Annotated in this window: 27 protein-coding genes and 3 pseudogenes; 14 read left to right on the plus strand and 16 right to left on the minus strand. The window is 51.6% G+C overall.

The annotated features are described in order from the left end of the window. Window positions 1–62 precede the first annotated feature (62 nt). The 5 genes from hemW to yggS are packed head-to-tail and all read right to left on the minus strand — an operon-like array spanning window position 63 to window position 3368. The gene (hemW, locus tag D9742_RS14750; protein WP_130237394.1) at window positions 63–1199 is read right to left on the minus strand and encodes a radical SAM family heme chaperone HemW; all 1137 of its coding nucleotides are present in this window, start codon (window positions 1197–1199) and stop codon (window positions 63–65) included. After that, entirely contained in the window at window positions 1192–1785 is a 594-nt protein-coding gene (locus tag D9742_RS14755; protein WP_001174747.1) for an XTP/dITP diphosphatase, read from the minus strand. Before D9742_RS14755 ends, hemW begins: the two co-directional genes overlap by 8 nt. Window positions 1786–1792: 7 nt before the next feature. Continuing rightward, window positions 1793–2083 carry a DUF167 family protein YggU gene (gene yggU / locus D9742_RS14760; RefSeq protein ID WP_001277217.1) on the minus strand — a complete coding sequence of 97 codons (291 nt, stop codon included), beginning with the start codon at window positions 2081–2083 and terminating at the stop codon, window positions 1793–1795. Continuing rightward, window positions 2080–2646: an osmotic shock tolerance protein YggT gene (gene yggT / locus D9742_RS14765; protein ID WP_001094831.1), complete on the minus strand. Its 567-nt coding sequence runs from the start codon at window positions 2644–2646 to the stop codon at window positions 2080–2082. Before yggT ends, yggU begins: the two co-directional genes overlap by 4 nt. 17 nt (window positions 2647–2663) lie before the next feature. After that, complete coding sequence (gene yggS / locus D9742_RS14770) at window positions 2664–3368, minus strand: pyridoxal phosphate homeostasis protein (protein ID WP_073534959.1); 705 nt, start codon at window positions 3366–3368, stop codon at window positions 2664–2666. Window positions 3369–3385: 17 nt separating this feature from the next. Here yggS and D9742_RS14775 point away from each other — a divergent pair, with 17 nt between their 5' ends. Beyond that, window positions 3386–4366: a type IV pilus twitching motility protein PilT gene (locus tag D9742_RS14775; protein ID WP_130237395.1), complete on the plus strand. Its 981-nt coding sequence runs from the start codon at window positions 3386–3388 to the stop codon at window positions 4364–4366. A 228-nt stretch (window positions 4367–4594) separates the two neighbouring features. Here the strand turns inward: D9742_RS14775 and ruvX are convergent, their stop codons facing one another. From ruvX to metK, 8 genes are all read right to left on the minus strand, one after another. Further along, window positions 4595–5011, minus strand: a complete 417-nt coding sequence (ruvX, locus tag D9742_RS14780) for a Holliday junction resolvase RuvX (RefSeq protein WP_130221432.1) — start codon at window positions 5009–5011, stop codon at window positions 4595–4597. Next, a complete protein-coding gene (locus D9742_RS14785) occupies window positions 5011–5574 on the minus strand; it encodes a YqgE/AlgH family protein (RefSeq protein WP_130237396.1) in 564 nt (187 codons plus the stop codon). The genes ruvX and D9742_RS14785 overlap by 1 nt, the downstream gene beginning before the upstream one ends. A 108-nt stretch (window positions 5575–5682) precedes the next feature. Further along, window positions 5683–6633 (minus strand): glutathione synthase, encoded by a 951-nt coding sequence (gene gshB, locus D9742_RS14790; RefSeq protein WP_130207907.1) that lies wholly within the window; start codon window positions 6631–6633, stop codon window positions 5683–5685. A gap of 12 nt (window positions 6634–6645) precedes the next feature. Beyond that, entirely contained in the window at window positions 6646–7377 is a 732-nt protein-coding gene (rsmE, locus tag D9742_RS14795; protein ID WP_130237397.1) for a 16S rRNA (uracil(1498)-N(3))-methyltransferase, read from the minus strand. Window positions 7378–7455: 78 nt separating this feature from the next. Next, a complete protein-coding gene (endA, locus tag D9742_RS14800) occupies window positions 7456–8163 on the minus strand; it encodes a deoxyribonuclease I (protein WP_130237398.1) in 708 nt (235 codons plus the stop codon). Window positions 8164–8257: 94 nt separating this feature from the next. Then, entirely contained in the window at window positions 8258–8755 is a 498-nt protein-coding gene (locus D9742_RS14805; RefSeq protein ID WP_130237399.1) for a SprT family zinc-dependent metalloprotease, read from the minus strand. A gap of 76 nt (window positions 8756–8831) precedes the next feature. After that, a complete protein-coding gene (galP, locus tag D9742_RS14810) occupies window positions 8832–10226 on the minus strand; it encodes a galactose/proton symporter (protein WP_130237400.1) in 1395 nt (464 codons plus the stop codon). Window positions 10227–10753: 527 nt separating this feature from the next. Continuing rightward, the gene (gene metK / locus D9742_RS14815) at window positions 10754–11908 is read right to left on the minus strand and encodes a methionine adenosyltransferase (protein WP_130237401.1); all 1155 of its coding nucleotides are present in this window, start codon (window positions 11906–11908) and stop codon (window positions 10754–10756) included. Between the two features lie 55 nt (window positions 11909–11963). Here metK and D9742_RS23685 point away from each other — a divergent pair. From D9742_RS23685 to speB, 6 genes and pseudogenes are all read left to right on the plus strand, one after another. Next, window positions 11964–12215: pseudogene (locus D9742_RS23685) on the plus strand (hypothetical protein). 110 nt (window positions 12216–12325) lie between these two features. Beyond that, on the plus strand, window positions 12326–12469 hold the full coding sequence (yqgG, locus tag D9742_RS23690) for a protein YqgG (RefSeq protein WP_276319709.1): 144 nt from the start codon (window positions 12326–12328) through the stop codon (window positions 12467–12469). Window positions 12470–12562: 93 nt separating this feature from the next. Further along, window positions 12563–12694, plus strand: a complete 132-nt coding sequence (gene yqgB / locus D9742_RS14830) for an acid stress response protein YqgB (RefSeq protein ID WP_130237402.1) — start codon at window positions 12563–12565, stop codon at window positions 12692–12694. 8 nt (window positions 12695–12702) lie between these two features. Beyond that, entirely contained in the window at window positions 12703–14679 is a 1977-nt protein-coding gene (speA, locus tag D9742_RS14835) for a biosynthetic arginine decarboxylase (protein ID WP_130237403.1), read from the plus strand. Window positions 14680–14824: 145 nt separating this feature from the next. After that, a complete protein-coding gene (locus D9742_RS14840; RefSeq protein ID WP_130237404.1) occupies window positions 14825–15556 on the plus strand; it encodes a hypothetical protein in 732 nt (243 codons plus the stop codon). 135 nt (window positions 15557–15691) lie between these two features. Beyond that, window positions 15692–16612: an agmatinase gene (gene speB / locus D9742_RS14845; protein ID WP_000105566.1), complete on the plus strand. Its 921-nt coding sequence runs from the start codon at window positions 15692–15694 to the stop codon at window positions 16610–16612. A gap of 205 nt (window positions 16613–16817) precedes the next feature. On the opposite strand, the gene loiP is transcribed toward speB, so the two are convergent. Next, the gene (loiP, locus tag D9742_RS14850; RefSeq protein ID WP_130218025.1) at window positions 16818–17576 is read right to left on the minus strand and encodes a metalloprotease LoiP; all 759 of its coding nucleotides are present in this window, start codon (window positions 17574–17576) and stop codon (window positions 16818–16820) included. Between the two features lie 277 nt (window positions 17577–17853). Here loiP and tkt point away from each other — a divergent pair, with 277 nt between their 5' ends. The 7 genes from tkt (at window position 17854) to D9742_RS14885 (ending at window position 25513) form a co-directional block, all read left to right on the plus strand. Further along, on the plus strand, window positions 17854–19845 hold the full coding sequence (tkt, locus tag D9742_RS14855) for a transketolase (protein ID WP_000098609.1): 1992 nt from the start codon (window positions 17854–17856) through the stop codon (window positions 19843–19845). A 313-nt stretch (window positions 19846–20158) separates the two neighbouring features. Beyond that, window positions 20159–20602: a PTS mannitol transporter subunit IIA gene (gene cmtB, locus D9742_RS14860; RefSeq protein ID WP_001239650.1), complete on the plus strand. Its 444-nt coding sequence runs from the start codon at window positions 20159–20161 to the stop codon at window positions 20600–20602. 27 nt (window positions 20603–20629) lie between these two features. Continuing rightward, on the plus strand, window positions 20630–22018 hold the full coding sequence (cmtA, locus tag D9742_RS14865) for a PTS mannitol transporter subunit IICB (protein ID WP_130237405.1): 1389 nt from the start codon (window positions 20630–20632) through the stop codon (window positions 22016–22018). A 14-nt stretch (window positions 22019–22032) separates the two neighbouring features. Beyond that, window positions 22033–23310: a zinc-binding dehydrogenase gene (locus D9742_RS14870; RefSeq protein WP_130237406.1), complete on the plus strand. Its 1278-nt coding sequence runs from the start codon at window positions 22033–22035 to the stop codon at window positions 23308–23310. Further along, the gene (gene glpX / locus D9742_RS14875; RefSeq protein WP_130237407.1) at window positions 23307–24272 is read left to right on the plus strand and encodes a class II fructose-bisphosphatase; all 966 of its coding nucleotides are present in this window, start codon (window positions 23307–23309) and stop codon (window positions 24270–24272) included. Before D9742_RS14870 ends, glpX begins: the two co-directional genes overlap by 4 nt. Before the next feature lie 21 nt (window positions 24273–24293). Next, window positions 24294–24803, plus strand: coding sequence for a fumarase E (fumE, locus tag D9742_RS14880; protein ID WP_130237408.1), 510 nt, complete (start codon window positions 24294–24296; stop codon window positions 24801–24803). Beyond that, the gene (locus D9742_RS14885) at window positions 24800–25513 is read left to right on the plus strand and encodes a nucleoside/nucleotide kinase family protein (RefSeq protein ID WP_130237409.1); all 714 of its coding nucleotides are present in this window, start codon (window positions 24800–24802) and stop codon (window positions 25511–25513) included. The genes fumE and D9742_RS14885 overlap by 4 nt, the downstream gene beginning before the upstream one ends. On the opposite strand, the pseudogene D9742_RS14890 reads toward D9742_RS14885, so the two are convergent. Beyond that, a pseudogene (locus tag D9742_RS14890) lies at window positions 25485–25715 on the minus strand (ABC transporter ATP-binding protein); the annotation flags it as partial. The gene D9742_RS14885 and the pseudogene D9742_RS14890 overlap by 29 nt on opposite strands. Then, a pseudogene (locus D9742_RS23265) lies at window positions 25701–25781 on the minus strand (DUF296 domain-containing protein); the annotation flags it as partial. The pseudogenes D9742_RS23265 and D9742_RS14890, both read right to left, overlap by 15 nt. Between the last annotated feature and the right edge of the window lie 339 nt (window positions 25782–26120).

Here is a 26120-nt window from a genome sequence, read left to right on the forward strand (position 1 = left end):
TTTGCGATGACGCATGAGTTGTAGCCGAATGCTGCGTACACGCCGCATCCGGCAATACAAATTTACTCAGCCAGAAAAAGCTCCAGCAGCGAATTTAAAAACAACTTCCCATGTTCCGTTATCTGCCAGTAATCCGCACACTCAGTGAGATAACCCTGAGCGATAGCCTCTTCTAACTGTGGGCGAATAACTTCTTCAGAAAGGCCAGTATACTGGCTAAACTCCATGCGCGGCGCGGCCTCCAGCAACCGGAAGCGATTCATAAAGAACTCAAACGGCTTATCTGCGGCTTCTACATCACGCTGGCTTTCCAGATACCTTCCCTGCATAAAACCACGCGGATGGCGCGTTTTGGTGGTACGCAGAATGCGCCCATCCGGGAAGGTCACTTTGCCGTGTGCGCCGCAACCAATACCGATGTAGTCACCAAAGCGCCAGTAGTTGAGATTGTGCTGGCACTGATAACCGGGTTTGGCGTAAGCGGAAGTTTCATATTGCTGATAACCCGCTGCGGTTAACAACTGATGCCCCTGTTCGAAAATATCCCATAACGCATCATCGTCCGGCAGTACGGGAGGACGCGAGCCAAACAGCGTATTAGGTTCGATGGTCAGTTGATACCAGGAAAGATGCGGCGGATTCAGTTCAATGGCCTGGCGCAGATCGCCAAGCGCCTCTTCCAGTGATTGATCCGGCAGCCCATGCATCAAATCAAGGTTAAAACTACGCAGCCCCAGCCCGCTTGCCAGATTCACAGCTCGTTTCGCTTCTTGCGGGCCATGAATGCGCCCAAGTCGTTTCAGCTTTTCTTCGCTAAAACTCTGTACGCCAATAGAGATGCGGTTCACGCCAGCACGCTGATAATCGACAAAGCGATCGGCTTCTACCGTACCAGGGTTCGCTTCCATAGTAATTTCTGCATCCGCTGCCAGCGGCAAACGCGCACGCACGCCGTCCAGCAGCGTTTGCATCGCTGGGCCGGAAAGCAGGCTCGGCGTACCACCGCCAATAAAAATTGTCTGCACTTCACGGCCCTGAGCGTAAGCCACATCGTTGTCCAGATCGCAAAGAAGATGCTGAACATAATCGTCGTGCGGCACTTCTCCTTTCAACGCGTGAGAGTTGAAATCGCAGTACGGGCATTTCTGCACGCACCACGGGATGTGAATGTAGAGACTCAGCGGCGGTAATTTAACCATTACGTAAAGCGTCCAGCAGCAGTTTCAACGCCTGACCACGGTGGGAAATGGCGCTCTTTTCTTCGCGAGTCAGTTCAGCAGCGGTTTTCCCTTCGGAAGGTACGAAGAAGATTGGATCATAACCAAAGCCGCCAGTACCCGCAGGTTCACGAGTAATCACGCCTGGCCAGCTACCGTGGCACACCAGCGGAGTCGGATCTTCCGCGTGACGCAGATATACCAGCACGCAGTGGAAACGCGCCTGACGTTGGTCGTCCGGTACGTCTTTCAGTGTTTCCAGCAGTTTTTGCAGATTCTTTTGATCAGTCGCGTCTTCACCGGAATAACGCGCGGAGTAAATGCCTGGCGCGCCACCAAGTACATCTACCGCCAGACCGGAGTCGTCGGCAATTGCCGGTAAACCGGTCACTTTTGCCGCATGGCGCGCTTTCAGAATCGCGTTTTCGATAAAGGTCAGGCCGGTTTCTTCAGCGGAATCTACGCCGAGGTCTGTTTGGGCCACGATATCAAGACCGAAGTCGCTAAGCAGCGACGCCAGCTCACGCACTTTACCGGCATTGCCGGTTGCGAGGACAACTTTTTGCATAGGATACCTAATTAATTAACGCCGCGATTTCTGGCGGGATTTGTTGCGGATTAATGATTTTAATTTGTTTGTGGCGGCCAAGTTCGCCTTTCTCAATCACCACCTGGCTTTTGGCAACCCGGAATTGCTTACCGAGAAACTTCACCAGATGGTTGTTGGCCTGACCGTCAACCGGCGGTGCGGTAATGGCGACTTTTACCTCGTCGCCATGTAAACCGACAATAGAATCACGGCTGGCTTTCGGCTGAATATAGAGCCGTAAAACCAGACCGTCATCGTTAACTGTTACGGCACTCATAACGCCATCCACAGCCCCGGCAGCAGCATATTTCCGGTCGCCTGTAATACTTCTGCGACACCCATATTGATGACATACAGCAGCAGAACGAGGATCATCGGCGAGAAGTCAATCCCACCCATTGCCGGTAGCAGGCGGCGAATCGGGCGCAGCAGCGGATCGGCCAGCTGAATCAGCACGTATTCAATTGGGCTACGACCCTGGCTTACCCAGCTCATAATCGCCATCACCAGCAGGACCCAGAAAATCAGCAGGCCGATGGTTTTCAACAGAATCAGCAAACCTGCAATCCAGATGATCGGCAGGAAGGTCACCACTTTGAACAGCACGATGGCTTTGATAAAACTCAAAATGTACGCGACCAGCAGTGAGGCGCTGTCAATCGGCCCCATTGCCGGAATAACGCGGCGCAGTGGCCCGATAATAGGCTGCGTCACCTTCACCACAAACTGTGAGAAGGGGTTGTAAAAATCACAATGAGCCCACTGCATCCAGATGCGTAATAACAGCACCATGGTATACAGCTCAATGACCGTTGAAAGCAGGAAAGTCAACGTATTCATGGCGTTCTTTTAATTCCTTATTTTTTAGAGTAATCACGCGCACCAAAAATTGCAGTGCCGATACGAACCATCGTGCTACCTGCCGCAATGGCGGCTTCCATATCGTCCGACATTCCCAGAGAGAGCGTGTCGATATGCGGGTAGCGTGTTTTCAGTCCGGTAAATGCTACAGCCATTTGGCGTGCAACTTCAAACTGCCTTACATATTCTGACTCAGGCGCAGGGATTGCCATCAACCCGCGCAGACGTAAACGCGGTAGTTCAGCGACCGCAGCGGCCAGCTCGTCCAGTTCAGCCAGTTGAATCCCGGACTTACTGTTTTCATCACTAATATTAATTTGAATCAGTACATTAAGAGGGGGAAGTTCTGCCGGTCGCTGGTCGTTCAGGCGGGTAGCGATACGCAAACGGTCGATGGTATGACACCAGTCGAAATGCTCTGCCACCAGGCGGCTTTTATTAGACTGCAACGGGCCAATAAAATGCCATTCTAATCCTGTTACGCCCAGTTCCTGAAAGTGGCGAATTTTATCTACCCCTTCCTGAACGTAGTTTTCACCAAATTGACGCTGCCCGGCATCAATGGCTTCTGCGATGGCGCTCGCAGGTTTTGTTTTACTGACTGCAAGCAGCGTAATTTCTTCTGGAGAACGGCCGCAACGCGTTGCAGCCGCTGAGATTTTGTCCCGGACCTGTGCCAGGTTATGCGCAATATCGTTCATTTTCCGAGGATCTTAGTATGAATATGGAAGAAATTGTGGCCCTTAGTGTAAAGCATAACGTCTCGGATCTACACCTGTGCAGCGCCTGGCCCGCACGATGGCGCATTCGCGGCAGAATAGAGGCCGCGCCGTTTGACGCGCCGGACGTCGAAGAGTTGCTACGGGAGTGGCTGGATGACGATCAGCGGGCGATGTTGCTTGAGAATGGTCAGCTTGATTTTGCCGTGTCGCTGGCGGAAAACCAGCGATTGCGTGGCAGCGCATTCGCGCAGCGGCAAGGCATTTCTCTGGCGTTACGGCTGTTGCCTTCGCACTGCCCGCAGCTCGAACAGCTTGGCGCACCACCGGTATTGCCGGAATTACTCAAGAGCGAGAATGGCCTGATTCTGGTGACGGGGGCGACGGGGAGTGGAAAATCTACCACGCTGGCGGCGATGGTTGGCTATCTCAATCAACATGCCGATGCGCATATTCTGACGCTGGAAGATCCTGTGGAATATCTCTATGCCAGCCACCGGTGTTTGATCCAGCAGCGGGAAATCGGTTTGCATTGTATGACGTTCGCATCGGGATTGCGGGCTGCATTGCGGGAAGATCCTGATGTGATTTTGCTCGGAGAGCTGCGTGACAGCGAAACGATACGTCTGGCGCTGACGGCGGCAGAAACCGGGCATCTGGTGCTGGCAACCTTACATACACGTGGTGCCGCGCAGGCAGTTGAGCGACTGGTGGATTCATTTCCGGCGCAAGAAAAAGATCCCGTGCGTAATCAACTGGCGGGTAGTTTACGGGCAGTGTTGTCACAAAAGCTGGAAGTGGATAAACAGGAAGGACGCGTGGCGCTGTTTGAATTACTGATTAACACACCCGCGGTGGGGAATTTGATTCGCGAAGGGAAAACCCACCAGTTACCGCATGTTATTCAAACCGGGCAACAAGTGGGGATGTTAACATTTCAGCAGAGTTATCAGCAGCGGATGAAAGAAGGGCGCTTGTGAGGATAAAGTGGTTGATTAGCATCGTAAATATGCCTGATGCGCTACGCTTATCAGGCCTACAAATGTAGTCATTCACGCCGTATCTGGCAATAAATGTCTGATGCGACGCTGACACGTCTTATCAGACCTACAACTGCAGCCACATGTAGGCCGGATAAGGCGTTTACGCCGCATCCGGCAAGACGGAGCGATGACGTTAACGACAATTCGCCATGATTGTAAATCGCTTTAATATCCCTGCTCGAAATAACTTTCGAGAATGATAACCGCAGAGGCAGAGTCGACTTTGCCTTTGTTTAGCGCCCGATAGCCGCCCTGTTCAAACAGACCGGAACGTGCTTCCACGGTACTAAGACGCTCGTCATGGAGCTTCACTTCAACACCGAAACGGCCATGAATACGGTTGGCGAATTTACGCGCCCGAGCAGTTAATGGTTGCTCGGTGCCGTCCATATTCAGCGGTAAACCGACGATGATTTCGTCTGGCTGCCACTCTTTCAGTAAACGTTCGAGGATGTTCCAGTCTGGCGTACCGTCCTGCGCTTTAATCGCGGGTAGCGGACGAGCGGTGCCAGTAATGCGTTGGCCGACCGCTACGCCAATACTTTTAGTGCCGAAGTCGAAGGCGAGTAAGGTTCCACTCATCAGGCGTGCCCCGCAACGCCAGGCATGGTGAGAATATCAACACCAATCAGTTTTGCCGCATCGCGCCAGCGGTCAGCAATCGGCGTTTTGAACAGAATATTCAGATCCGCCGGGGCAGTTAGCCACGCGTTATCGAGAATTTCTTGTTCCAGTTGACCTTTCTCCCAGGAGGAGTAACCAAGCGCTACCATCACGTCAGCAGGTTGTTTATCGGTGCCGAGAGTTTCCAGCACGTCGCGGGAAGTGGTCATCACCGTGTTATCTGAAATGCGAATACTGGACGCAAAATTGGATGGCGGAGTATGCAAAATAAACCCGCGATCTTCAGCCAACGGACCGCCAAGCATAACCGGTTTGTCCAGACGGATTGATTCATCACGCGGCTCCGGCGTGATCTTCAGCTTTTCCAGAATCCCTTCAATTTTGAGATTTTCCAGCGGCTTGTTAATGATGATCCCCATTGCTCCATTGGTATTATGTTCGCAAATGTAGACCACGGAACGACGGAAAATCGGATCCTGGAGAGCAGGCATGGCAATAAGAAAGTGATGCTGTAAATTCATTGTCAGAGGTTCTGTTTCCTGGTTCAAAAAAGCAACAGCGCCCAGTATGCGTGGAAAGTATGGCGCTGTCACTCATAGTCTCAACGAGATCCCTCTCGCTAAACAGGGTTACTGCTGCTGTAAACGAGCTTCAATCGCATCCATTAACATTCCGGTGATAGACACCGGAAACTCTGCTTCAATCTCACGAATACAGGTTGGGCTGGTGACGTTAATTTCTGTCAGACGGTCACCGATAATATCCAGGCCAACAAAAATCAACCCTTTTTCTTTCAGCGTCGGTCCTACCTGACGGGCGATTTTCCAGTCACTTTCAGTTAGCGGACGAGGTTCGCCACGACCACCGGCAGCCAGATTGCCACGGGTTTCGCCGCCTTGCGGAATACGCGCCAGGCAGTACGGTACTGGTTCGCCGTCCACCACCAGCACGCGTTTGTCGCCATCTTTAATAGCTGGCAGATAATTTTGTGCCATGCAGTAGCGAGTGCCGTGTTCGGTCAAGGTTTCGGCAATGACGCCGAGGTTTGGATCGCCTTCTTTCACGCGGAAAATAGATGCGCCACCCATACCGTCCAGCGGCTTAAGAATGATGTCGCTGTGTTTTTCCCAGAACGCTTTCAACTGCGCTTTATTACGCGTGACCAGCGTTTCTGGTGTTAAGTCAGAGAACCAGGCGGTAAACAGTTTTTCGTTACAGTCGCGCAGGCTCTGTGGCTTGTTGACGATCAGCGTTCCTTTCTCTTCGGCGCGTTCCAGAATATAGGTCGCGTAGATAAACTCGGTATCAAACGGCGGATCTTTACGCATCAGGATCACGTCGAGATCGGCCAGTTGCAGATCCTGCTCACCCGTGAACTCGTACCATTTATCGTAGTTCTGTTCGACGCTCAAAGTACGCGTACGAGCGCGAGCCTCACCATTGATCAAATAGAGATCGGCCATCTCCATATAGTGAAGTTCGTAACCACGACGCTGTGCTTCCAGCAACATAGCGAAACTGGAATCTTTCTTGATGTTGATGCTTGCGATGGGGTCCATCACGATGCCGAGCTTGATCATTATTCTTCTCCGTTAGCCCAGATCGCCAAAACGCACTTGTAGCGCGGTAATGGCGGTGAGCGCAGTTGTCTCAGTACGCAGAACGCGAGGTCCCAACAGGATATCAGTAAATTGATAGCGGGCAGTCATGGCAATTTCATCTGCCGACAAACCGCCTTCCGGGCCAATCAGCAGGCGGACGCGTTCAACCGGCAACGGCAATGTGTTGATGCTGTTACTGGCGCGCGGGTGAAGATTGAGTTTCAAGCCTTCATCCTGCTCTGCACACCAGGCTTCCAGATCCATCGCCGGACGGATTTCTGGTACCCGATTACGACCACACTGCTCGCAGGCGGCAATTGCAATTTTCTGCCACTGCTGGAGCTTCTTGTTCAGACGTTCGCTATCCAGTTTAACGCCGCAGCGTTCAGAAAAAAGTGGCGTAATGAGGCTTACGCCAAGTTCTATCGATTTCTGGATAGTGAATTCCATTTTTTCTCCGCGCGACATCACCTGACCGAGGTGAATATGCAAGGGGGATTCACGATCGTCTACCTGGCCTTCCAGCACTTTAACTTCCACGCTTTTTTTGCTGGCGCTGGTGATTTCTGCGTCAAAAACCTGGTTGCTGCCGTCAAATAACTGTAATGCCTGACCCGGCCCCATACGCAGCACGCGCCCGATATGGTTAGCGGCATCTTCACAAAGCGCGATATGCGAATTGCTGGTGAGTGGTTCAGGATGATAAATGCGGGGGATACGCATGGTTAAAAATCCGCGTCGTCTCCCCACGCGGTTGCGCGCGTGGGGTAGGGTTAACAAAAAGAATTTCGCTAGTGTAGGTTAGCTCTTTCGCGCCTGGCAAGCGCGTTGCACATACGGGTTGTGATTGCCTTGCACCTTCGCGATGCGTTCGTCACGCTCACACTCCCAGTCGGTGACCGGATACATCTTGTTCCAGGCGTTAAACAGCTGCGTTTGCTGGCGTGAGAGGGTCAGGTTGTACTGGTCACGCATGTAGAAGTAAATCCGCGCAATGGAGCCACGGGTATGAGCTGGCGGTTCAGCAACTTTTTCTTTGAAATCAACCTTCATGGCACACTGCCCATATTGCCCTTCGCCGCCATTCCACTGGCTGTACATAAAGTTGCCGCGATCGCCGTTCACTTCACCTATCGCGGGCTGCAGGTTATGCATATCGCTTTCCATTTGGCGATAAACCGGATCTTTAGCGCAGTTTTTACGACCGCCTTCCTGCCAGCATTGACGCTGGTGGCCGAACTGCCAGGCGGGAACAACATGTTCCCACTCTACGCGGCTGGCGCGGTTTTCATTTTTGCGAACCTGGTACCCGCACGACTCCAGATCCACGATGCCTTTTTTACCCTGCCAGTTAATTTTACATCCGCAGTAAAATGTTCCCGGCACATCAGCGTAGACTTTTACCGCTGCTGTTTTCGCCTGGGAAAAACTATTGATGCCTTCGGCTAACGCCGTGCCGGATAATGCTGCGCTCAGTACCACCGCAGCCACAGACAAATTACGGTACATCACTTACTCCGTGTTAAAACGAGCGAGCAACGTAGCGAAAGTTTTTTTGGTATGCAATCAGCCAGATCAGTAAAATACCTGATAGTTCTACTGGTTATTGGGCAACCAGTTGTTCGCCGCAGTGAACGCAGCGATAGACGGCTTCGCCTCGTACCACGCGGTTATGACGACGTACGGTAAGCTGATGTTCCTGGCATTTGCAACGGTAGGGGAAAGTGTTACGGCGCACGGATTGCAGTTCAAACTGATGCGTACGACGTGCAGGAACGCCCAGCACGCTTTCCATCATCCACTTCCACTCTTTGCCATGTGGCGCTACGCGACCAAAGTGTTTCCATACCAGCAAATGCGCCAGTTCGTGCGGCACCACTTCTTCTATAAACGCCTCGCAGTTTTCCATCAATAACACCGGATTGAGGCGAATTTCATAGCTTTCCAGCCAGGCCGTTCCTGCGGAGGTTCCGCGCTGAGTGTATGAGAGTTTTGGCTCCGGATAGTTACGCCCCAGCTTCAGGTTGGCCTGGGCGAGCTTTTCCCGCAGGCGACGCATAACAGCCTGTTGGATGGCGATAGGGAGACGGGATGTTTTCATAGCGGCAGAGGATAGAGCGAAGAAAAGATGACTGCAAGAGGTGGCTTCCTCCGCGACGGGAGGAAGCCTGAGGAGATTAATCGTGAGCGCCGATTTCGCGCAGTTTACGACCTTTCATCAGATTACGTTCAATGTGTTCCAGCGAAACGTGTTTGGTTTCTGGCACCAGCCACAGTGTCAGCAGGATAAACAGCACGTTCAGACCCGCGTAAACCCAGAAGGTATTGGCGTTGCCCAGCGTGTTGAGCATGGTCAGGAACGTTGCGCCGACAATCATGTTGGCAATCCAGTTAGTAGCGGTGGAACAGGTGATACCGAAGTCGCGGCCTTTAAGCGGCTGGATTTCAGAACACAGTACCCAAATCAAAGGACCCGCGCTCATGGCAAAACCGACAATAAACATCAGCAGCATGGCGATGGCGAAATACTGCGCCGACGGTGAGTGAATACCGATGTGCATCATTGTACCCAGTACGCCCATGCCCACAGCCATCACCAGGAAGCCCAGCGTCAGCGTCGGTTTACGTCCCCAACGGTCAACAAGGCCAATTGCGATGAAGGTAGCGAGTACGTTGGTCAGGCCGACGATCACGGTCCCCCACATTTGTTCCGTCGTGTTGGTATACCCCGCCAGTTCGAAGATTTTTGGCGCGTAATACATGATGACGTTCATCCCGGTGAATTGCTGCATCACCTGCAACAGTACACCCAGGAACACCGCACGACGGAAGTTACTGTTCTCTTTAAACAGCGCCCAACCGCTCTGTTTTACCTGCAAACTTTCACGGATTTCATCCAGTTCGCGTTTCGCTTCCGTGCTGGTGTCGCGCAGGCGCAGTAGCACGCGTTCGGCATCAACAAAGCGGCGTTTAGCAGCAAACCAACGTGGGCTGTCTGGCAGGAAGAAGACGCCAATCAGTAGCAGAATTGCCGGGATGATAATCACACCCAGCATCCAGCGCCATGCACCGGTGTAGCTGAAGGCGGTATCAGAAAGATAAGCGCCGAGGATCCCGATAGTGATCATCAACTGATACATCGAGATCATACTGCCGCGAATTTTTTCCGGCGCAATCTCAGAGAGGTACAGCGGTGCGGTATAGGAAGCCACACCCACCGCCAGCCCCAGCAGCACGCGGGAAAGAATCAGCACTTCAACGTTCGGCGCAGCGGCAGAGAACAGAGAGCCAGCAACAAACAGGATTGCGCCAATCATCAGGCTCTTTTTGCGCCCGAGTTTAAAGGAGAGCCAGCCGCTGCCTACCGCACCGACCGCCGCACCAAACATCATGGAACTTACGACCCATTCTTGAGTGTGCGAGGTAATCTGGAATTCATCTGCAATAAACGGCAGTGCGCCAGCAATTACACCGATATCCAGGCCAAAGAGTAATCCCGCCAGAGCAGCAAGGAAGCAGACGAAAAACGTCATTGCCTTGTTTGACCGCCCCTGTTTTTTAGCGTCAGGCATGATGCCCTCCAATATGGTTATTTTTTATTGTGAATTAAGATAGGTGAGTACGACATAAAAATATGTGAAGCAAATCACATCAGTGTAATCGATTACACTAACATTTATTATGGTTATAATTTAAGTGCATGAAAATAATTGAGTTATATCATCATAGATTAAGCAGTGTTATCTGCAATTAAGACTTTGCTGAAAAGAAATGTAACAACCGTGAAAGCCGAATAATAATATGAAAATATTACAAATATTTGGCTGTTGTGGTTGGTGTAATCGGTTTCAGTAGTGATGATAATTTGCGGTAAAACGTGTTCAGGAAGAATGATGTTATTGTGCGGGCGGTTTTTTTGCCGGATGCGGCGTGAATGCCTTATCCAGCCTACGAGCGCGGTGATATCTGTAGGTCGGATAAGATGCGGCAGCATCGCATCCGACACAATGCCGAATGCGGCGTGAACGCCTATCCACCGCGGTGAGGTGAAAGAAAAAGGCCAGCGCGAGGCTGGCCTTTGAAAGCATGTGAATAAAGATCACTTCAGACCGGCAGCATCGCGCAGCAGCTGCGCTTTGTCGGTTTTTTCCCACGGGAAATGTTCGCGACCAAAGTGACCGTATGCTGCGGTTTCTTTGTAGATCGGGTGCAGCAGATCCAGCATCTGAATCAGACCGTATGGGCGCAGGTCGAAGAACTCGCGTACCAGCAGAGTCAGCTGTTCAGAAGGCACTTTCTCAGTACCGAAAGTTTCCACCATGATGGAAGTCGGTTCAGCCACGCCGATTGCGTAGGAAACCTGAATTTCGCAACGGTCAGCCAGGCCAGCAGCCACGATATTTTTCGCTACATAACGTGCAGCGTACGCTGCAGAACGGTCCACTTTTGATGGATCTTTACCAGAGAACGCGCCGCCACCGTGACGCGCCATGCCGCCGTAGGTATCAACGATAATTTTACGACCAGTCAGACCGCAGTCACCCATCGGGCCGCCGATAACAAAACGTCCGGTCGGGTTGATGAAGAATTTGGTTGCGGAAGTCAGCCATTCAGCCGGCAGAATCGGCTTGATGATCTCTTCCATTACCGCTTCTTGCAGCGATTTCTGGTCGATATCTTCAGAGTGCTGAGTGGAAAGCACGACAGCATCAATGCCGACGATTTTGCCGTCGTCATACTGGAAAGTCACCTGGCTTTTCGCGTCCGGGCGCAGCCAAGGCAGAGTGCCGTTTTTACGCACTTCAGCCTGACGCTGTACCAGACGGTGTGCATAGGTGATAGGGGCTGGCATCAGCACGTCGGTTTCATTGGTTGCGTAGCCGAACATCAGACCCTGGTCGCCCGCGCCCTGTTCCAGCGGATCGGCACGGTCAACGCCCTGGTTGATGTCAGGAGATTGTTTGCCGATAGCGCTCAGGACCGCACAGGAGTTAGCGTCAAAGCCCATGTCAGAATGCACATAACCAATTTCGCGAACGGTGTTACGGGTGATCTCTTCGATGTCTACCCAGGCACTGGTAGTGATTTCACCGCCAACTAAAACCATGCCGGTTTTTACGTAGGTTTCGCAAGCAACGCGTGCTTTCGGATCCTGTTCGAGGATCGCGTCTAAAACGGCATCAGAGATTTGGTCAGCAATTTTGTCAGGATGCCCTTCAGAGACGGACTCGGACGTAAAAAGGTGTTTTGCCATATTTAATATCGCCTAAAGAGAATTTGGTTAGCTCAAACTGTTGTGTGGATTTTCTGTGGTAGCGGATCCTACCACGACTCGACAGGTTAAAAACACTGGCAGTCTGAGTGTTAATCAGTATGGATGGATTAACATCTGGATGGCTATTTTAGGTCATTCCTTCACCCGATTTCCACTTTTTTTTTAATCGTGTCTCATTCTGTTAAAAACGTGGCTGGAAATTTTTCCTGACAATGCTGGCATTCTGTGTATTTATCTTTTGCAATTTTCTGCCATTGTGGGGTATAAAACGCGGCGCGCGGCTTAAATAAAAAGCACACGACGTTTCTTTCGTGTTGCCACTTCCAGCCGGGTTGAAATCAGAGTTTTGGCTTGTGGGTTCGTCTTAACGGGCGGCCGTGGAGGTGATACGAAATAATGAACCGTTGTCTGCTGCTTAACCTGTCTCACCGTTCTGGTGAAGATTCGTTCCCCGCACTCTGCATCTCTGCTTTGCATACCTGCCGATGTTATACCCATCTCGGCGCTTCTCAGGATTCAAGAGCTGGCAACAGTTATTGAGGACTGAACAAGGGCGCTCTTGTAAAAACAAGAGTTTTCTCGTGGTTTCGCCGAACTGTCACACTTACGTTCGGTTATGTGCTTAATAATGTTATGAAAAAGAAACCGGTTGCGCAGTCGGAGTGTCAGCATATGCTGCTGGAAAATCCGTGTGCTTATGGGTTGTTATCGCAGTTTCAGGCTGCGATAGTGGTTAACTGTTTTACACTTAATAAAATAATTTGAGGTTCGCTATGTCTGACGACATGTCTATAAGTTTGCCTTCGTCAGCGGGCGAACACGGTGTACTACGCTCCATGCAGGAGGTTGCAATGAGCTCCCAGGAAGCCAGCAAGATGCTGCGTACTTACAATATTGCCTGGTGGGGCAATAACTACTATGACGTTAACGAGTTGGGTCACATCAGCGTGTGCCCGGACCCGGACGTCCCGGAAGCTCGCGTCGATCTCGCGCAGTTGGTGAAAACCCGCGAAGCACAGGGCCAGCGTCTGCCTGCACTGTTCTGTTTCCCACAGATCCTGCAGCACCGTTTGCGTTCCATTAACGCCGCGTTCAAACGTGCGCGTGAATCCTACGGCTATAACGGCGATTACTTCCTCGTTTATCCAATCAAAGTTAACCAGCACCGCCGCGTGATTGAGTCCCTGATTCATTCTGGCGAACCGCTGGGACTAGAAGCTGGCTCGAAAGCAGAGTTGATGGCGGTGCTTGCGCATGCTGGCATGACCCGTAGCGTCATCGTCTGTAATGGTTATAAAGACCGCGAATATATCCGCCTGGCGCTGATTGGCGAGAAGATGGGCCACAAGGTCTATCTGGTCATTGAGAAGATGTCAGAAATCGCCATTGTGCTGGATGAAGCCGAACGGCTGAACGTCATCCCGCGTTTGGGTGTGCGTGCACGTCTGGCTTCGCAGGGCTCGGGTAAATGGCAGTCCTCCGGTGGGGAAAAATCGAAGTTCGGTCTGGCGGCAACGCAAGTGCTGCAACTGGTTGAAACATTGCGTGAAGCCGGGCGTCTCGACAGCCTGCAACTGCTGCACTTCCACCTCGGTTCGCAGATGGCGAATATTCGCGATATCGCCACAGGTGTTCGTGAATCCGCTCGTTTCTATGTGGAACTGCACAAGCTGGGCGTCAATATTCAGTGCTTCGACGTCGGCGGCGGTCTGGGTGTCGACTATGAAGGCACCCGTTCGCAGTCTGACTGCTCCGTAAACTATGGCCTCAATGAATACGCCAACAACATCATCTGGGCGATTGGTGATGCGTGTGAAGAAAATGGTCTGCCGCATCCGACGGTAATCACCGAATCGGGTCGTGCGGTGACTGCGCATCACACCGTGCTGGTGTCTAATATCATCGGCGTGGAACGTAACGAATACACGGTGCCGACTGCGCCCGCAGAAGATGCGCCGCGTGCATTGCAAAGCATGTGGGAAACCTGGCAGGAGATGCACGAACCGGGAACTCGCCGTTCTCTGCGTGAATGGTTACACGACAGCCAGATGGATCTACACGATATTCATATTGGCTACTCTTCCGGCACCTTTAGCCTGCAAGAGCGCGCATGGGCTGAGCAGCTTTATCTGAGCATGTGCCATGAAGTGCAGAAGCAACTGGACCCGCAAAACCGTGCGCATCGCCCGATTATCGACGAGCTGCAGGAACGTATGGCGGACAAAATGTACGTAAACTTCTCGTTGTTCCAGTCGATGCCGGATGCGTGGGGGATCGACCAGCTATTCCCGGTTCTGCCGTTGGAAGGGCTGAATCAAGTCCCGGAACGTCGTGCGGTGCTGTTGGATATTACCTGTGACTCTGACGGTGCTATCGATCACTATATCGATGGTGATGGTATTGCCACGACAATGCCAATGCCGGAGTACGATCCGGAGAATCCGCCGATGCTCGGTTTCTTTATGGTCGGCGCATATCAGGAGATCCTCGGCAACATGCACAACCTGTTCGGTGATACCGAAGCGGTTGACGTGTTCGTCTTCCCTGACGGTAGCGTGGAAGTGGAACTGTCTGACGAAGGCGATACCGTGGCGGACATGCTGCAATATGTACAGCTCGATCCGAAAACGCTGTTAACTCAGTTCCGTGATCAAGTAAAGAAAACCGATCTTGATGCTGAACTGCAACAACAGTTCCTGGAAGAGTTCGAGGCAGGTTTGTACGGTTATACCTATCTTGAAGATGAATAATTAAGATTATTCCGCTGGCGGGGCGATTTATTTACGTAAATCGGCCCGCTTTCTTTTTATATATTCTTAAAAATAATCTGGCTGCTTTTCTTATTAAATAATCTCCCTACAATCGCTGCATTAATTAAATGCAGAGGGAACAGTAATGAAAAAATGGAAGCTACGTGGTGCATTGATAGGATTAATTGTGCTGCTGACAGGGTGCGCCAGTAATGCGCAGTATAATAGTAGCGCATCTGGCAATGTCGGCACAGCCTGGGGTGGGGACGTTCACTCAACAGTACAAGGCGTATCTGCTGAACGCGCCTGGCGCGACCCGGCAGAGATGATAGTGATTAACTACTCGACGAACATTCCTTCCGGCTACGATCGCGTTTACAGCATTCGTATTAACGAACTGGAATATGCTATTCGTGATGCTAATTTTAATTCTCTACCTATTACTCGAGTGTATGATTCATCAAATAATGAACCACGCTATATTGTTCATGCCAGAGTGGGGATGAATTATCAATTATATGTCCGTAACTACAGCCGGAACACTAACTACGAGATCGTCGCTACGGTAGATGGGCTGGATGTTCTGAACGGCAAGCAAGGTTCGCTGAATAACAACGGCTATATTGTGAATGCCGGAGATTCGTTAGCGATTAAAGGATTCCGCAAAGATAAACATACCGAAGCGGCTTTTCAGTTCGCCAACGTTGTTGATTCCTACGCAGCCAATTCGGCGCAAGGCGATGTGCGTAATACCGGTGTAATAGGCTTTGCCGCCTTTGAATTACAAGGCCAGGCGCAAAACGCGCTGCCACCGTGCTCTGGACAAGCCTTTCCGGCAGATAACAATGGCTATGCGCCGCCACCGTGTCGGAAATAGCAACCTCGCTTGATGCCTCGCCCATTTAAGGCGATAATTAGCACAAACTTGTGTTTCGCAAATCCAACCCTTCCTCGTCGGGCCTAACGACGCGGAAGGGTTTTTTTATATCGACTTTGTAATAGGAGTCCATCCATGAGCACCTTAGGTCATCAATACGATAACTCACTGGTTTCCAACGCCTTTGGTTTTTTACGCCTGCCGATGAACTTCCAGCCGTATGACAGCGATGCTGACTGGGTGATTACTGGCGTGCCGTTCGATATGGCCACTTCTGGTCGTGCGGGTGGACGCCACGGTCCAGCAGCTATTCGTCAGGTTTCGACGAATCTGGCCTGGGAACACAACCGCTTCCCGTGGAATTTCGACATGCGCGAGCGTCTGAACGTGGTGGACTGCGGCGATCTGGTGTATGCCTTCGGCGATGCCCGTGAAATGAGCGAGAAACTGCAGGCGCACGCCGAGAAGCTGCTGGCTGCCGGTAAGCGTATGCTCTCCTTCGGTGGTGACCATTTTGTTACGCTGCCGCTGCTGCGTGCTCATGCGAAGCATTTCGGCAAAATGGCGCTGGTACACTTTGACGCCCACACCGATACTTACGCGAACGGTTGTGAATTTGACCACGGCACCATGTTCTATACCGCGCCGAAAGAAGGTCTGATCGACCCGAATCATTCCGTGCAGATTGGTATTCGTACCGAGTTTGATAAAGACAACGGCTTTACCGTGCTGGACGCCTGCCAGGTGAACGATCGCAGCGTGGATGACGTTATCGCCCAGGTGAAACAGATTGTGGGTGATATGCCGGTTTACCTGACCTTTGATATCGACTGCCTGGATCCTGCTTTTGCACCAGGCACCGGTACCCCGGTAATTGGCGGCCTGACCTCCGATCGCGCTATTAAACTGGTACGCGGCCTGAAAGATCTCAACATCGTTGGGATGGACGTAGTGGAAGTGGCTCCGGCATACGATCAGTCGGAAATCACCGCTCTGGCTGCGGCGACGCTGGCGCTGGAGATGCTGTATATTCAGGCGGCGAAAAAGGGCGAGTAAGCGCCGGATAAGCAGCGCTCGGGTAAAATGTGCCATTAATGTCGGATGCGGCGTGAGCGCCTTATCCGACCTACGTTCGGCACCCGTAGGCCGGATAAGATGCGCCAGCATCGCATCCGGCAATGCGCACGAGGTAACAAATGTGCCATTAATGTCAGATGCGGCGTGAACGCCTTATCTGACCTACGTTCAGCACCACAAGGCTTTACTTAACTCCGTCCGCGCTCATACGATCGCGAATATGCTGGGCGCGTTCGGCGGATGCTGGATGGTCGTCAAACATTGAGCTTTGGCGACCTTCTTCCAGTTTTGCCAGTTTTTCAAAGCTGGTGGCAAGACCTGCCGGACTGATACCGCGTTGGCGCAGTAAATCGTAGGAGTAATCATCCGCCTCTGCTTCCTGGCGCTGGGAGAATTGCGAATTGACTAATTTCTCGCCCAGATCACCAAGCTGTGATTGCGATAAACTGCCGACGATACCGCCCGCAGAGGCCGCCGCGACTCGCACTGCGTTGGTACCAAGTGCTACCTGCATCCCTTTCTTCACATGCCCCAATGCCACGTGCCCCATTTCGTGACCGATCACCGCTTCGACTTCGTTATCAGTCATCATATCCATTAAGCCGCTATAGACGCGGATGCAACCGTTGGCCATTGCAAAGGCATTTACATCCTTCGCCATATACACTTTGTAATTTACCGGCTGACCGTTGATGTTATTGCCCAGCGCATTAGCAATGGTGGTCAGACGTTTAGCATATTCACTACCGTCTGGCGCAATCGTCGCCTTGCTGTCCATCTCCTGGCATGCCTGATCGCTCAGGGCTTTCACCTGCGCATCGCTCAAACTGTAAGCCTGAAAAGCTTCCGCTCCTGATGAGAGCAGTCCACTGGAGTCCATATTCTGACAACCGGTCAATACCGTTGCCACGCTCATTGCTACCAATAAGGCGCGAATTTTCATGTTTTCTCTTCCGCACAAGGTCAGGATTATTCTAAAAATGCGCCGTTTGCAGGTGAATCGACGCTCGCCCTAAGTATAAGAAAAAGCGCAGCGGACGGGCGAGCAGATTGCGCAACATGCGAGCATGATCCAGAGATTTCTGAAACGGCAAAAGGATGTTCCATGTACATGACGCGCGGCTTGGGGTAAATTGTTGGCAAATTTTCCGGCGTAGCCCAAAACGCGCTGTCGTCAAGTCGTTAAGGGCGTGCCCTTCATCATCCGATCTGGAGTCAAAATGTCCTCACGTAAAGAGCTTGCCAATGCTATTCGTGCGCTGAGCATGGACGCAGTACAGAAAGCCAAATCCGGTCACCCGGGCGCCCCGATGGGTATGGCTGACATTGCCGAAGTCCTGTGGCGTGATTTCCTGAAACACAACCCGCAGAATCCGTCCTGGGCTGACCGTGACCGCTTCGTGCTGTCCAACGGCCACGGCTCCATGCTGATCTATAGCCTGCTGCACCTCACTGGTTATGATCTGCCAATGGAAGAACTGAAAAACTTCCGTCAGCTGCACTCCAAAACTCCGGGTCACCCGGAAGTTGGTTATACCGCAGGTGTAGAAACCACCACTGGTCCGCTGGGTCAGGGGATTGCCAACGCAGTCGGTATGGCGATTGCAGAAAAAACGCTGGCGGCGCAGTTTAACCGTCCGGGTCACGACATTGTCGACCACTACACCTACGCTTTCATGGGCGACGGCTGCATGATGGAAGGCATCTCCCACGAAGTTTGCTCTCTGGCAGGTACGCTGAAGCTGGGTAAACTGATTGCGTTCTACGATGACAACGGTATTTCTATCGATGGTCACGTTGAAGGCTGGTTCACCGACGACACCGCAATGCGCTTCGAAGCCTACGGCTGGCACGTTATTCGCGACATCGACGGTCATGACGCGGCATCCATCAAACGCGCAGTAGAAGAAGCGCGCGCAGTGACTGACAAACCGTCTCTGCTGATGTGCAAAACCATCATCGGTTTCGGTTCCCCGAACAAAGCCGGTACTCATGACTCCCACGGTGCGCCGCTGGGCGACGCTGAAATTGCACTGACCCGCGAACAGCTGGGCTGGAAATACGCGCCGTTCGAAATCCCGTCTGAAATCTATGCTCAGTGGGATGCGAAAGAAGCAGGTCAGGCGAAAGAGTCCGCATGGAACGAGAAATTCGCTGCTTACGCGAAAGCTTATCCGCAGGAAGCCGCTGAATTTACCCGCCGTATGAAAGGCGAAATGCCGTCTGACTTCGACGCCAAAGCGAAAGAGTTTATCGCTAAACTGCAGGCTAATCCGGCGAAAATCGCCAGCCGTAAAGCGTCTCAGAATGCTATCGAAGCGTTCGGTCCGCTGTTGCCTGAATTCCTCGGCGGCTCTGCTGACCTGGCACCGTCTAACCTGACCCTGTGGTCTGGTTCTAAAGCAATCAACGAAGATGCTGCGGGTAACTACATCCACTACGGTGTTCGCGAGTTCGGTATGACCGCGATTGCTAACGGTATCTCCCTGCACGGTGGCTTCCTGCCGTACACCTCCACCTTCCTGATGTTCGTGGAATACGCACGTAACGCCGTACGTATGGCTGCGCTGATGAAACAGCGCCAGGTGATGGTTTACACCCACGACTCCATCGGTCTGGGCGAAGATGGCCCGACTCACCAGCCGGTAGAGCAGGTGGCTTCTCTGCGCGTGACCCCGAACATGTCCACATGGCGTCCGTGTGACCAGGTTGAATCCGCGGTCGCGTGGAAATACGGCGTTGAGCGTCAGGACGGCCCGACCGCGCTGATCCTCTCCCGTCAGAACCTGGCGCAGCAGGAACGTACCGAAGAGCAGTTGGCAAACATCGCGCGCGGTGGCTATGTGCTGAAAGACTGTGCCGGCCAGCCGGAACTGATCTTCATCGCTACTGGTTCTGAAGTTGAACTGGCTGTCGCTGCATACGAAAAACTGACTGCCGAAGGCGTGAAAGCGCGCGTGGTTTCCATGCCGTCTACCGACGCATTCGACAAGCAGGACGCGGCTTACCGTGAGTCTGTACTGCCGAAAGCGGTTACTGCACGCGTTGCGGTGGAAGCGGGTATTGCTGACTACTGGTACAAGTATGTTGGCCTGAATGGCGCTATCATCGGTATGACCACCTTCGGTGAGTCAGCTCCGGCAGAGTTGCTGTTCGAAGAGTTCGGCTTCACCGTCGACAACGTTGTTGCGAAAGCAAAAGAACTGCTGTAATTAGCATTTCGGGTAAAAAGGTCGCTTCGGCGACCTTTTTTATTACCTTGATATGTCCGTTTGCGGACAAGCAATAGATAAAGCGTGTTGTAGATCACAAATATTTATATGCAATAAATATCAATTATGTAATATGCATCACGATATGCGTGTTGACATTTGTTGTTATATTTATAACTCAATGTTATATAAGAAATTAATAATTCACTGTTTTCAAAACACCGGTTTCCCTGCTCAATTGCTTTCATTAAACCGCACGAGTATTTTATTTTTACCGCCGGACGGTACCCTAAAAATAAAATAAGGATAATTTATGCGGCTTAGTGATTATTTTCCAGAATCATCAATCTCAGTTATACATTCAGCAAAAGATTGGCAGGAAGCTATCGATTTCTCGATGGTATCATTGCTGGATAAAAACTATATCAGCGAGAATTACATTCAGGCAATTAAAGATTCCACCATTAACAATGGCCCTTATTATATTCTCGCACCAGGCGTGGCAATGCCTCATGCGCGACCGGAATGTGGGGCGCTTAAAACCGGGATGTCTTTGACATTACTTGAACAAGGTGTTTATTTTCCGGGGAATGACGAACCAATTAAATTACTCATCGGACTCTCTGCTGCCGATGCCGATTCGCACATTGGCGCTATTCAGGCGTTAAGTGAATTACTGTGCGAAGAAGAAATACTCGAACAACTCTTAACAGCATCATCAGAAAAACAATTAGCGGACATTATCAGCCGCGGATAATTACTCTCTCCTCTACAGGATTATACTATGGAAAACAAGTCTGCTCGTGCAAAGGTCCAGGCTTTTGGGGGCTTTTTGACGGCAATGGTCATCCCCAATATCGGTGCTTTTATTGCCTGGGGCTTTATAACTGCGTTATTTATTCCCACCGGTTGGCTGCCGAATGAACATTTCGCCAAAATTGTCGGCCCGATGATTACCTATTTATTGCCCGTGATGATTGGTTCTACTGGTGGTCATCTGGTCGGCGGTAAACGCGGCGCGGTAATGGGGGGAATAGGGACGATTGGCGTTATTGTCGGTGCTGAAATTCCGATGTTCCTTGGCTCAATGATCATGGGGCCGTTAGGTGGGCTGGTCATAAAATATGTCGATAAGGCACTGGAGAAACGCATACCTGCTGGTTTTGAGATGGTAATCAATAACTTCTCATTAGGTATCGCGGGGATGATCCTCTGTCTGTTGGGTTTTGAAGTTATCGGCCCGGCGGTATTAATTGCCAATACTTTCGTCAAAGAGTGTATTGAGGCGCTGGTACATGCGGGCTATCTGCCTTTGCTGTCAGTCATCAATGAACCGGCGAAAGTGCTTTTCCTCAATAACGCGATCGATCAGGGGGTCTATTACCCGTTGGGGATGCAACAGGCATCAGTTAATGGCAAATCCATCTTCTTTATGGTGGCGTCCAACCCTGGGCCTGGCTTAGGGCTGCTGCTGGCATTCACTCTGTTTGGTAAAGGGATGAGTAAGCGCTCTGCACCTGGTGCGATGATTATTCACTTCCTCGGTGGGATCCACGAACTGTATTTCCCGTATGTGCTGATGAAGCCGTTGACTATTATCGCCATGATTGCGGGCGGTATGTCTGGCACCTGGATGTTTAATTTACTGGACGGTGGTCTGGTGGCTGGCCCAAGTCCGGGGTCTATCTTTGCTTACCTGGCACTGACGCCGAAAGGCTCGTTCCTGGCGACAATTGCAGGAGTTACGGTAGGCACGCTGGTGTCCTTTGTCATCACTTCCCTGATACTGAAGATGGAAAAAACAGTGGAGACTGAGAGTGAAGATGAATTTACCGAGTCAGCCAATGCAGTTAAAGCAATGAAGCAGGAAGGTGCATTTTCGTTAAGCCGTGTTAAGCGTATCGCCTTTGTTTGCGATGCGGGGATGGGCTCCAGTGCGATGGGCGCGACCACCTTCCGTAAACGCCTGGAAAAAGCGGGGCTGGCAATTGAAGTAAAACATTACGCGATAGAAAACGTGCCTGCGGATGCGGATATCGTCGTTACTCATGCCAGTCTGGAAGGGCGCGTGAAACGTGTGACGGATAAGCCACTGATATTGATTAATAACTATATCGGTGACCCGAAACTCGACACTTTATTTAATCAATTAACCGCCGAACATAAACACTGATTACAGAGGTAAAAATGAAAACCAAAGTTGCTGCTATTTATGGCAAGCGGGATGTCCGTCTGCGCGAATTTGAATTGCCAGAAATTACTGATAACGAACTGTTGGTCAGTGTTATTTCTGACAGCGTCTGTTTATCGACCTGGAAAGCGGCGTTACTCGGCAGTGAACATAAACGTGTACCCGACGATTTAGAAAATCATCCGGTCATTACCGGGCATGAATGCGCCGGGGTTATTGTCGAAGTGGGTAAAAATCTCACCGACAAATATAAAAAAGGTCAGCGTTTTGTATTGCAACCGGCGATGGGGTTACCAAGCGGATATTCAGCGGGCTACAGCTACGAATATTTTGGCGGTAACGCCACCTATATGATTATTCCCGAGATCGCCATTAATCTGGGCTGCGTATTACCGTATCACGGCTCTTATTTTGCTGCGGCGTCGTTGGCAGAGCCTATGTGCTGCATTATTGGCGCTTACCATGCCAATTATCACACCACGCAATATGTTTATGAGCATCGCATGGGCGTCAAACCTGGCGGCAATATTGCGCTGCTGGCGTGTGCTGGGCCGATGGGGATTGGCGCTATCGATTACGCCATTAACGGCGGTATGCAACCGTCGCGGGTGGTGGTGGTCGATATCGACGACAAACGCCTGGCACAGGTGCAGAAGCTGCTGCCGGTGGAGCTGGCGGCCAGTAAAGGCATTGAGCTGGTGTATGTGAATACTAAAGGAATGGACGATCCGGTACAGAAGCTGCGGGCGCTGACAGGAGATGCCGGGTTCGATGATGTGTTTGTCTATGCAGCGGTGCCTGCTGTCGTTGAGATGGCTGACGAATTACTGGCGGAAGATGGCTGCCTGAACTTCTTTGCCGGGCCAACGGATAAAAACTTCAAAGTGCCGTTTAATTTCTACAACGTTCATTACAACAGCACGCACGTCGTCGGTACGTCCGGCGGTTCAACAGATGATATGAAAGAGGCGATTGCGCTAAGCGCCACGGGGCAGTTGCAGCCGTCCTTTATGGTGACCCATATCGGTGGGCTGGATGCGGTGCCAGAAACCGTGCTCAATTTGCCGGATATCCCTGGCGGCAAAAAGCTCATTTACAACGGCGTCACCATGCCGCTGACCGCCATTGCCGATTTTGCCGAAAAAGGCAAAACCGATCCGCTATTTAAAGAGCTGGCGCGGTTGGTTGAGGAAACGCACGGTATCTGGAATGAGCAGGCCGAGAAATATCTGCTGGCGCAATTTGGCGTTGATATTGGGGAGGCCGCGCAATGATGTCCCTGGCGTGGCCATTATTTCGCGTTACGGAGCAGGCAGCGTTGGCTGCCTGGCCGCAAACCGGATGTGGCGACAAAAACAAAATCGATGGCCTGGCGGTCACCGCGATGCGCCAGGCATTAAACGACGTCGCTTTTCGTGGGCAAGTGGTTATCGGCGAGGGAGAAATTGACCACGCGCCGATGCTGTGGATTGGCGAAGAGGTGGGCAAAGGCGATGGGCCAGAAGTCGATATCGCGGTTGACCCGATTGAAGGCACGCGGATGGTGGCGATGGGGCAGAGTAATGCGCTGGCGGTAATGGCCTTCGCCCCACGAGACAGCCTGCTACACGCGCCCGATATGTATATGAAAAAGCTGGTCGTTAATCGGCTGGCGGCGGGCGCGATTGATCTGTCTTTGCCCCTGGCGGACAACTTGCGTAACGTGGCGAAAGCGTTAGGCAAACCGCTGGACAAGCTGCGCATGGTTACGCTGGATAAACCGCGCCTGAGTGCCGCGATTGAGGAAGCAACACAGCTGGGCGTGAAGGTTTTTGCTCTTCCGGATGGCGATGTTGCGGCCAGCGTGCTGACCTGCTGGCAGGATAATCCTTACGATGTGATGTACACCATCGGTGGCGCGCCGGAGGGGGTTATTTCTGCCTGTGCTGTTAAAGCGTTAGGTGGGGATATGCAGGCCGAGCTGATTGATTTTTGTCAGGCCAAAGGAGATTACACGGAAAATCGCCAGGTGGCAGAACAAGAACGCCAGCGTTGTAAGGAAATGGGCGTTGAAGTTAACCGTGTGTACTCGCTCGACGAACTGGTGAGGGGGAAAGATATCCTCTTTAGCGCGACGGGCGTCACGGGCGGAGATCTGGTGAACGGTATCCAACAGACGGCGAATGGTGTGCGGACGCAGACATTACTAATCGGCGGCGCGGATCAAACGTGTAATATAATAGACTCCCTGCATTGATGGTGATCTATCGGAAGACCAATGGCGACGCTGACAGAAGATGATGTGCTTGAGCAACTGGATGCACAGGACAATTTATTTTCATTTATGAAAACTGCGCATACCATTTTGCTCCAGGGGATACGCCAGTTTCTGCCGTCGCTGTTTGTCGATAACGATGAAGAGATCGTCGAATATGCAGTGAAGCCGTTGCTCGCCCAAAGTGGCCCGCTTGACGATATTGATGTTGCGCTGCGTTTGATTTATGCGCTGGGGAAAATGGATAAATGGCTGTACGCCGATATCACGCATTTTTCCCAGTTCTGGCATTACCTGAACGAACAGGATGAAACGCCAGGATTTACCGATGACATGACCTGGGATTTTATCAGCAACGTCAATAGCATAACCCGCAATGCGACTCTCTATGACGCGTTAAAAGCGATGAAATTCGCCGATTTCGCCGTCTGGTCAGAGGCGCGTTTTACCGGGATGGTCAAAACGGCGCTGACGCTGGCAGTAACGACAACTTTAAAGGAATTAACGCCGTGAAAATCGAACTGACGGTGAATGGACTAAAGGTACAGGCGCAGTACTCTGATGATGAAATTGAGAATGTACATAAACCGCTACTGCGTATGCTGGCGGCCTTACAGGCGGTAAATCCGCAGCGGCGTACGGTGGTATTTCTGTGTGCTCCACCGGGGACGGGTAAATCTACCTTAACTACCTTCTGGGAATATCTCACGCAACAAGACCCTGAATTACCCGCTATTCAGACGCTACCGATGGATGGCTTTCACCATTACAACGCCTGGCTGGATGCGCATCAGCTTCGTCCATACAAAGGCGCACCACAGACGTTTGATGTGGCAAAACTGGCGGAAAATCTACGCCAGGCCGTGCAGGGTAACTGTGCGTGGCCGCAGTATGATCGACAAAAACATGATCCAGTAGAAGATGCGTTGCAGGTTACTGCGCCGCTCGTCATCGTCGAAGGAAACTGGCTATTGCTGGATGACGAGCAGTGGCGCACGTTAGCGCAATTTTGTGATTTCTCGATATTTATCAATGCGCCCGCATCTGCGTTGCGGGAGCGTCTGGTGGGGCGCAAGCTTGCGGGTGGATTATCGCAGGCAGATGCAGAAGCCTTTTATGAACGTACTGACGGGCCGAATGTTCGTCGGGTGCTTGAACAGAGCCTGCCCGCAAATTTAACTTTAATGATGACCGCTACGGGTGAATATCTTCTGGCGGATTAACATCCCTTATTACACCGCCTTCCTGTCGCACAACACGGGAGAAATGACGCTGGGTAAATTCGGCGTCATGGCTGATTGCCACCACGCCTGCACCTCGCTGGCGGCACTTTTCCAGCCAGCTTTCAAACACGCTCAACCAATTTTCGTCAAAATCCCGACTCGGCTCGTCCAGTAGCAATAGTGGCGGGGAGAGAATTTCCAGCCCGGGGAGCAGGCGCAGCGCGTAAAAGCGTGCGGAGGAAGAATAAGGATAGGGCAATGTCATCATTGGAGTACTCCGAAACTCGGACGTATTGCGAATAATATTGACGCTGCATTAGTCATATTCTGATATAAGTCAGGGTTTGTGACGGCACAACGAAAAGATTTTGCTACGCTTATTCGTGATTCTGCAAAGTGGAATAAATTCCAACGCATCAGGCCGGAAAACGTGACGCAAGTCAGATAATTGTCTTCTTTGACTGGACAATCATTCCTTTTATTCCATGTTTCGCTTATCCTAGCTGAAGCGTTTCAGTCGATTAAATGTTCGACAATTAACCAATCAGTCGCAGTTTGCGACAGGTAAGGTTTCCCCGAACGATTTGCTGGATTACTCTGTCTGGCA

The sequence above is a fragment of the Escherichia sp. E1V33 genome (assembly GCF_004211955.1).
In the GTDB taxonomy this organism is placed as follows: Bacteria; Pseudomonadota; Gammaproteobacteria; order Enterobacterales; family Enterobacteriaceae; genus Escherichia.

Bases quoted from the DNA above. Each gene is read 5' to 3' on its own strand.
- hemW (WP_130237394.1), bottom strand. From the start codon at position 1,199: ATGGTTAAATTACCGCCGCTGAGTCTCTACATTCACATCCCGTGGTGC.
- D9742_RS14755 (WP_001174747.1), bottom strand. From the start codon at position 1,785: ATGCAAAAAGTTGTCCTCGCAACCGGCAATGCCGGTAAAGTGCGTGAG.
- yggU (WP_001277217.1), bottom strand. From the start codon at position 2,083: ATGAGTGCCGTAACAGTTAACGATGACGGTCTGGTTTTACGGCTCTAT.
- yggT (WP_001094831.1), bottom strand. From the start codon at position 2,646: ATGAATACGTTGACTTTCCTGCTTTCAACGGTCATTGAGCTGTATACC.
- yggS (WP_073534959.1), bottom strand. From the start codon at position 3,368: ATGAACGATATTGCGCATAACCTGGCACAGGTCCGGGACAAAATCTCA.
- D9742_RS14775 (WP_130237395.1), top strand. From the start codon at position 3,386: ATGAATATGGAAGAAATTGTGGCCCTTAGTGTAAAGCATAACGTCTCG.
- ruvX (WP_130221432.1), bottom strand. From the start codon at position 5,011: ATGAGTGGAACCTTACTCGCCTTCGACTTCGGCACTAAAAGTATTGGC.
- D9742_RS14785 (WP_130237396.1), bottom strand. From the start codon at position 5,574: ATGAATTTACAGCATCACTTTCTTATTGCCATGCCTGCTCTCCAGGAT.
- gshB (WP_130207907.1), bottom strand. From the start codon at position 6,633: ATGATCAAGCTCGGCATCGTGATGGACCCCATCGCAAGCATCAACATC.
- rsmE (WP_130237397.1), bottom strand. From the start codon at position 7,377: ATGCGTATCCCCCGCATTTATCATCCTGAACCACTCACCAGCAATTCG.
- endA (WP_130237398.1), bottom strand. From the start codon at position 8,163: ATGTACCGTAATTTGTCTGTGGCTGCGGTGGTACTGAGCGCAGCATTA.
- D9742_RS14805 (WP_130237399.1), bottom strand. From the start codon at position 8,755: ATGAAAACATCCCGTCTCCCTATCGCCATCCAACAGGCTGTTATGCGT.
- galP (WP_130237400.1), bottom strand. From the start codon at position 10,226: ATGCCTGACGCTAAAAAACAGGGGCGGTCAAACAAGGCAATGACGTTT.
- metK (WP_130237401.1), bottom strand. From the start codon at position 11,908: ATGGCAAAACACCTTTTTACGTCCGAGTCCGTCTCTGAAGGGCATCCT.
- yqgG (WP_276319709.1), top strand. From the start codon at position 12,326: ATGAACCGTTGTCTGCTGCTTAACCTGTCTCACCGTTCTGGTGAAGAT.
- yqgB (WP_130237402.1), top strand. From the start codon at position 12,563: ATGAAAAAGAAACCGGTTGCGCAGTCGGAGTGTCAGCATATGCTGCTG.
- speA (WP_130237403.1), top strand. From the start codon at position 12,703: ATGTCTGACGACATGTCTATAAGTTTGCCTTCGTCAGCGGGCGAACAC.
- D9742_RS14840 (WP_130237404.1), top strand. From the start codon at position 14,825: ATGAAAAAATGGAAGCTACGTGGTGCATTGATAGGATTAATTGTGCTG.
- speB (WP_000105566.1), top strand. From the start codon at position 15,692: ATGAGCACCTTAGGTCATCAATACGATAACTCACTGGTTTCCAACGCC.
- loiP (WP_130218025.1), bottom strand. From the start codon at position 17,576: ATGAAAATTCGCGCCTTATTGGTAGCAATGAGCGTGGCAACGGTATTG.
- tkt (WP_000098609.1), top strand. From the start codon at position 17,854: ATGTCCTCACGTAAAGAGCTTGCCAATGCTATTCGTGCGCTGAGCATG.
- cmtB (WP_001239650.1), top strand. From the start codon at position 20,159: ATGCGGCTTAGTGATTATTTTCCAGAATCATCAATCTCAGTTATACAT.
- cmtA (WP_130237405.1), top strand. From the start codon at position 20,630: ATGGAAAACAAGTCTGCTCGTGCAAAGGTCCAGGCTTTTGGGGGCTTT.
- D9742_RS14870 (WP_130237406.1), top strand. From the start codon at position 22,033: ATGAAAACCAAAGTTGCTGCTATTTATGGCAAGCGGGATGTCCGTCTG.
- glpX (WP_130237407.1), top strand. From the start codon at position 23,307: ATGATGTCCCTGGCGTGGCCATTATTTCGCGTTACGGAGCAGGCAGCG.
- fumE (WP_130237408.1), top strand. From the start codon at position 24,294: ATGGCGACGCTGACAGAAGATGATGTGCTTGAGCAACTGGATGCACAG.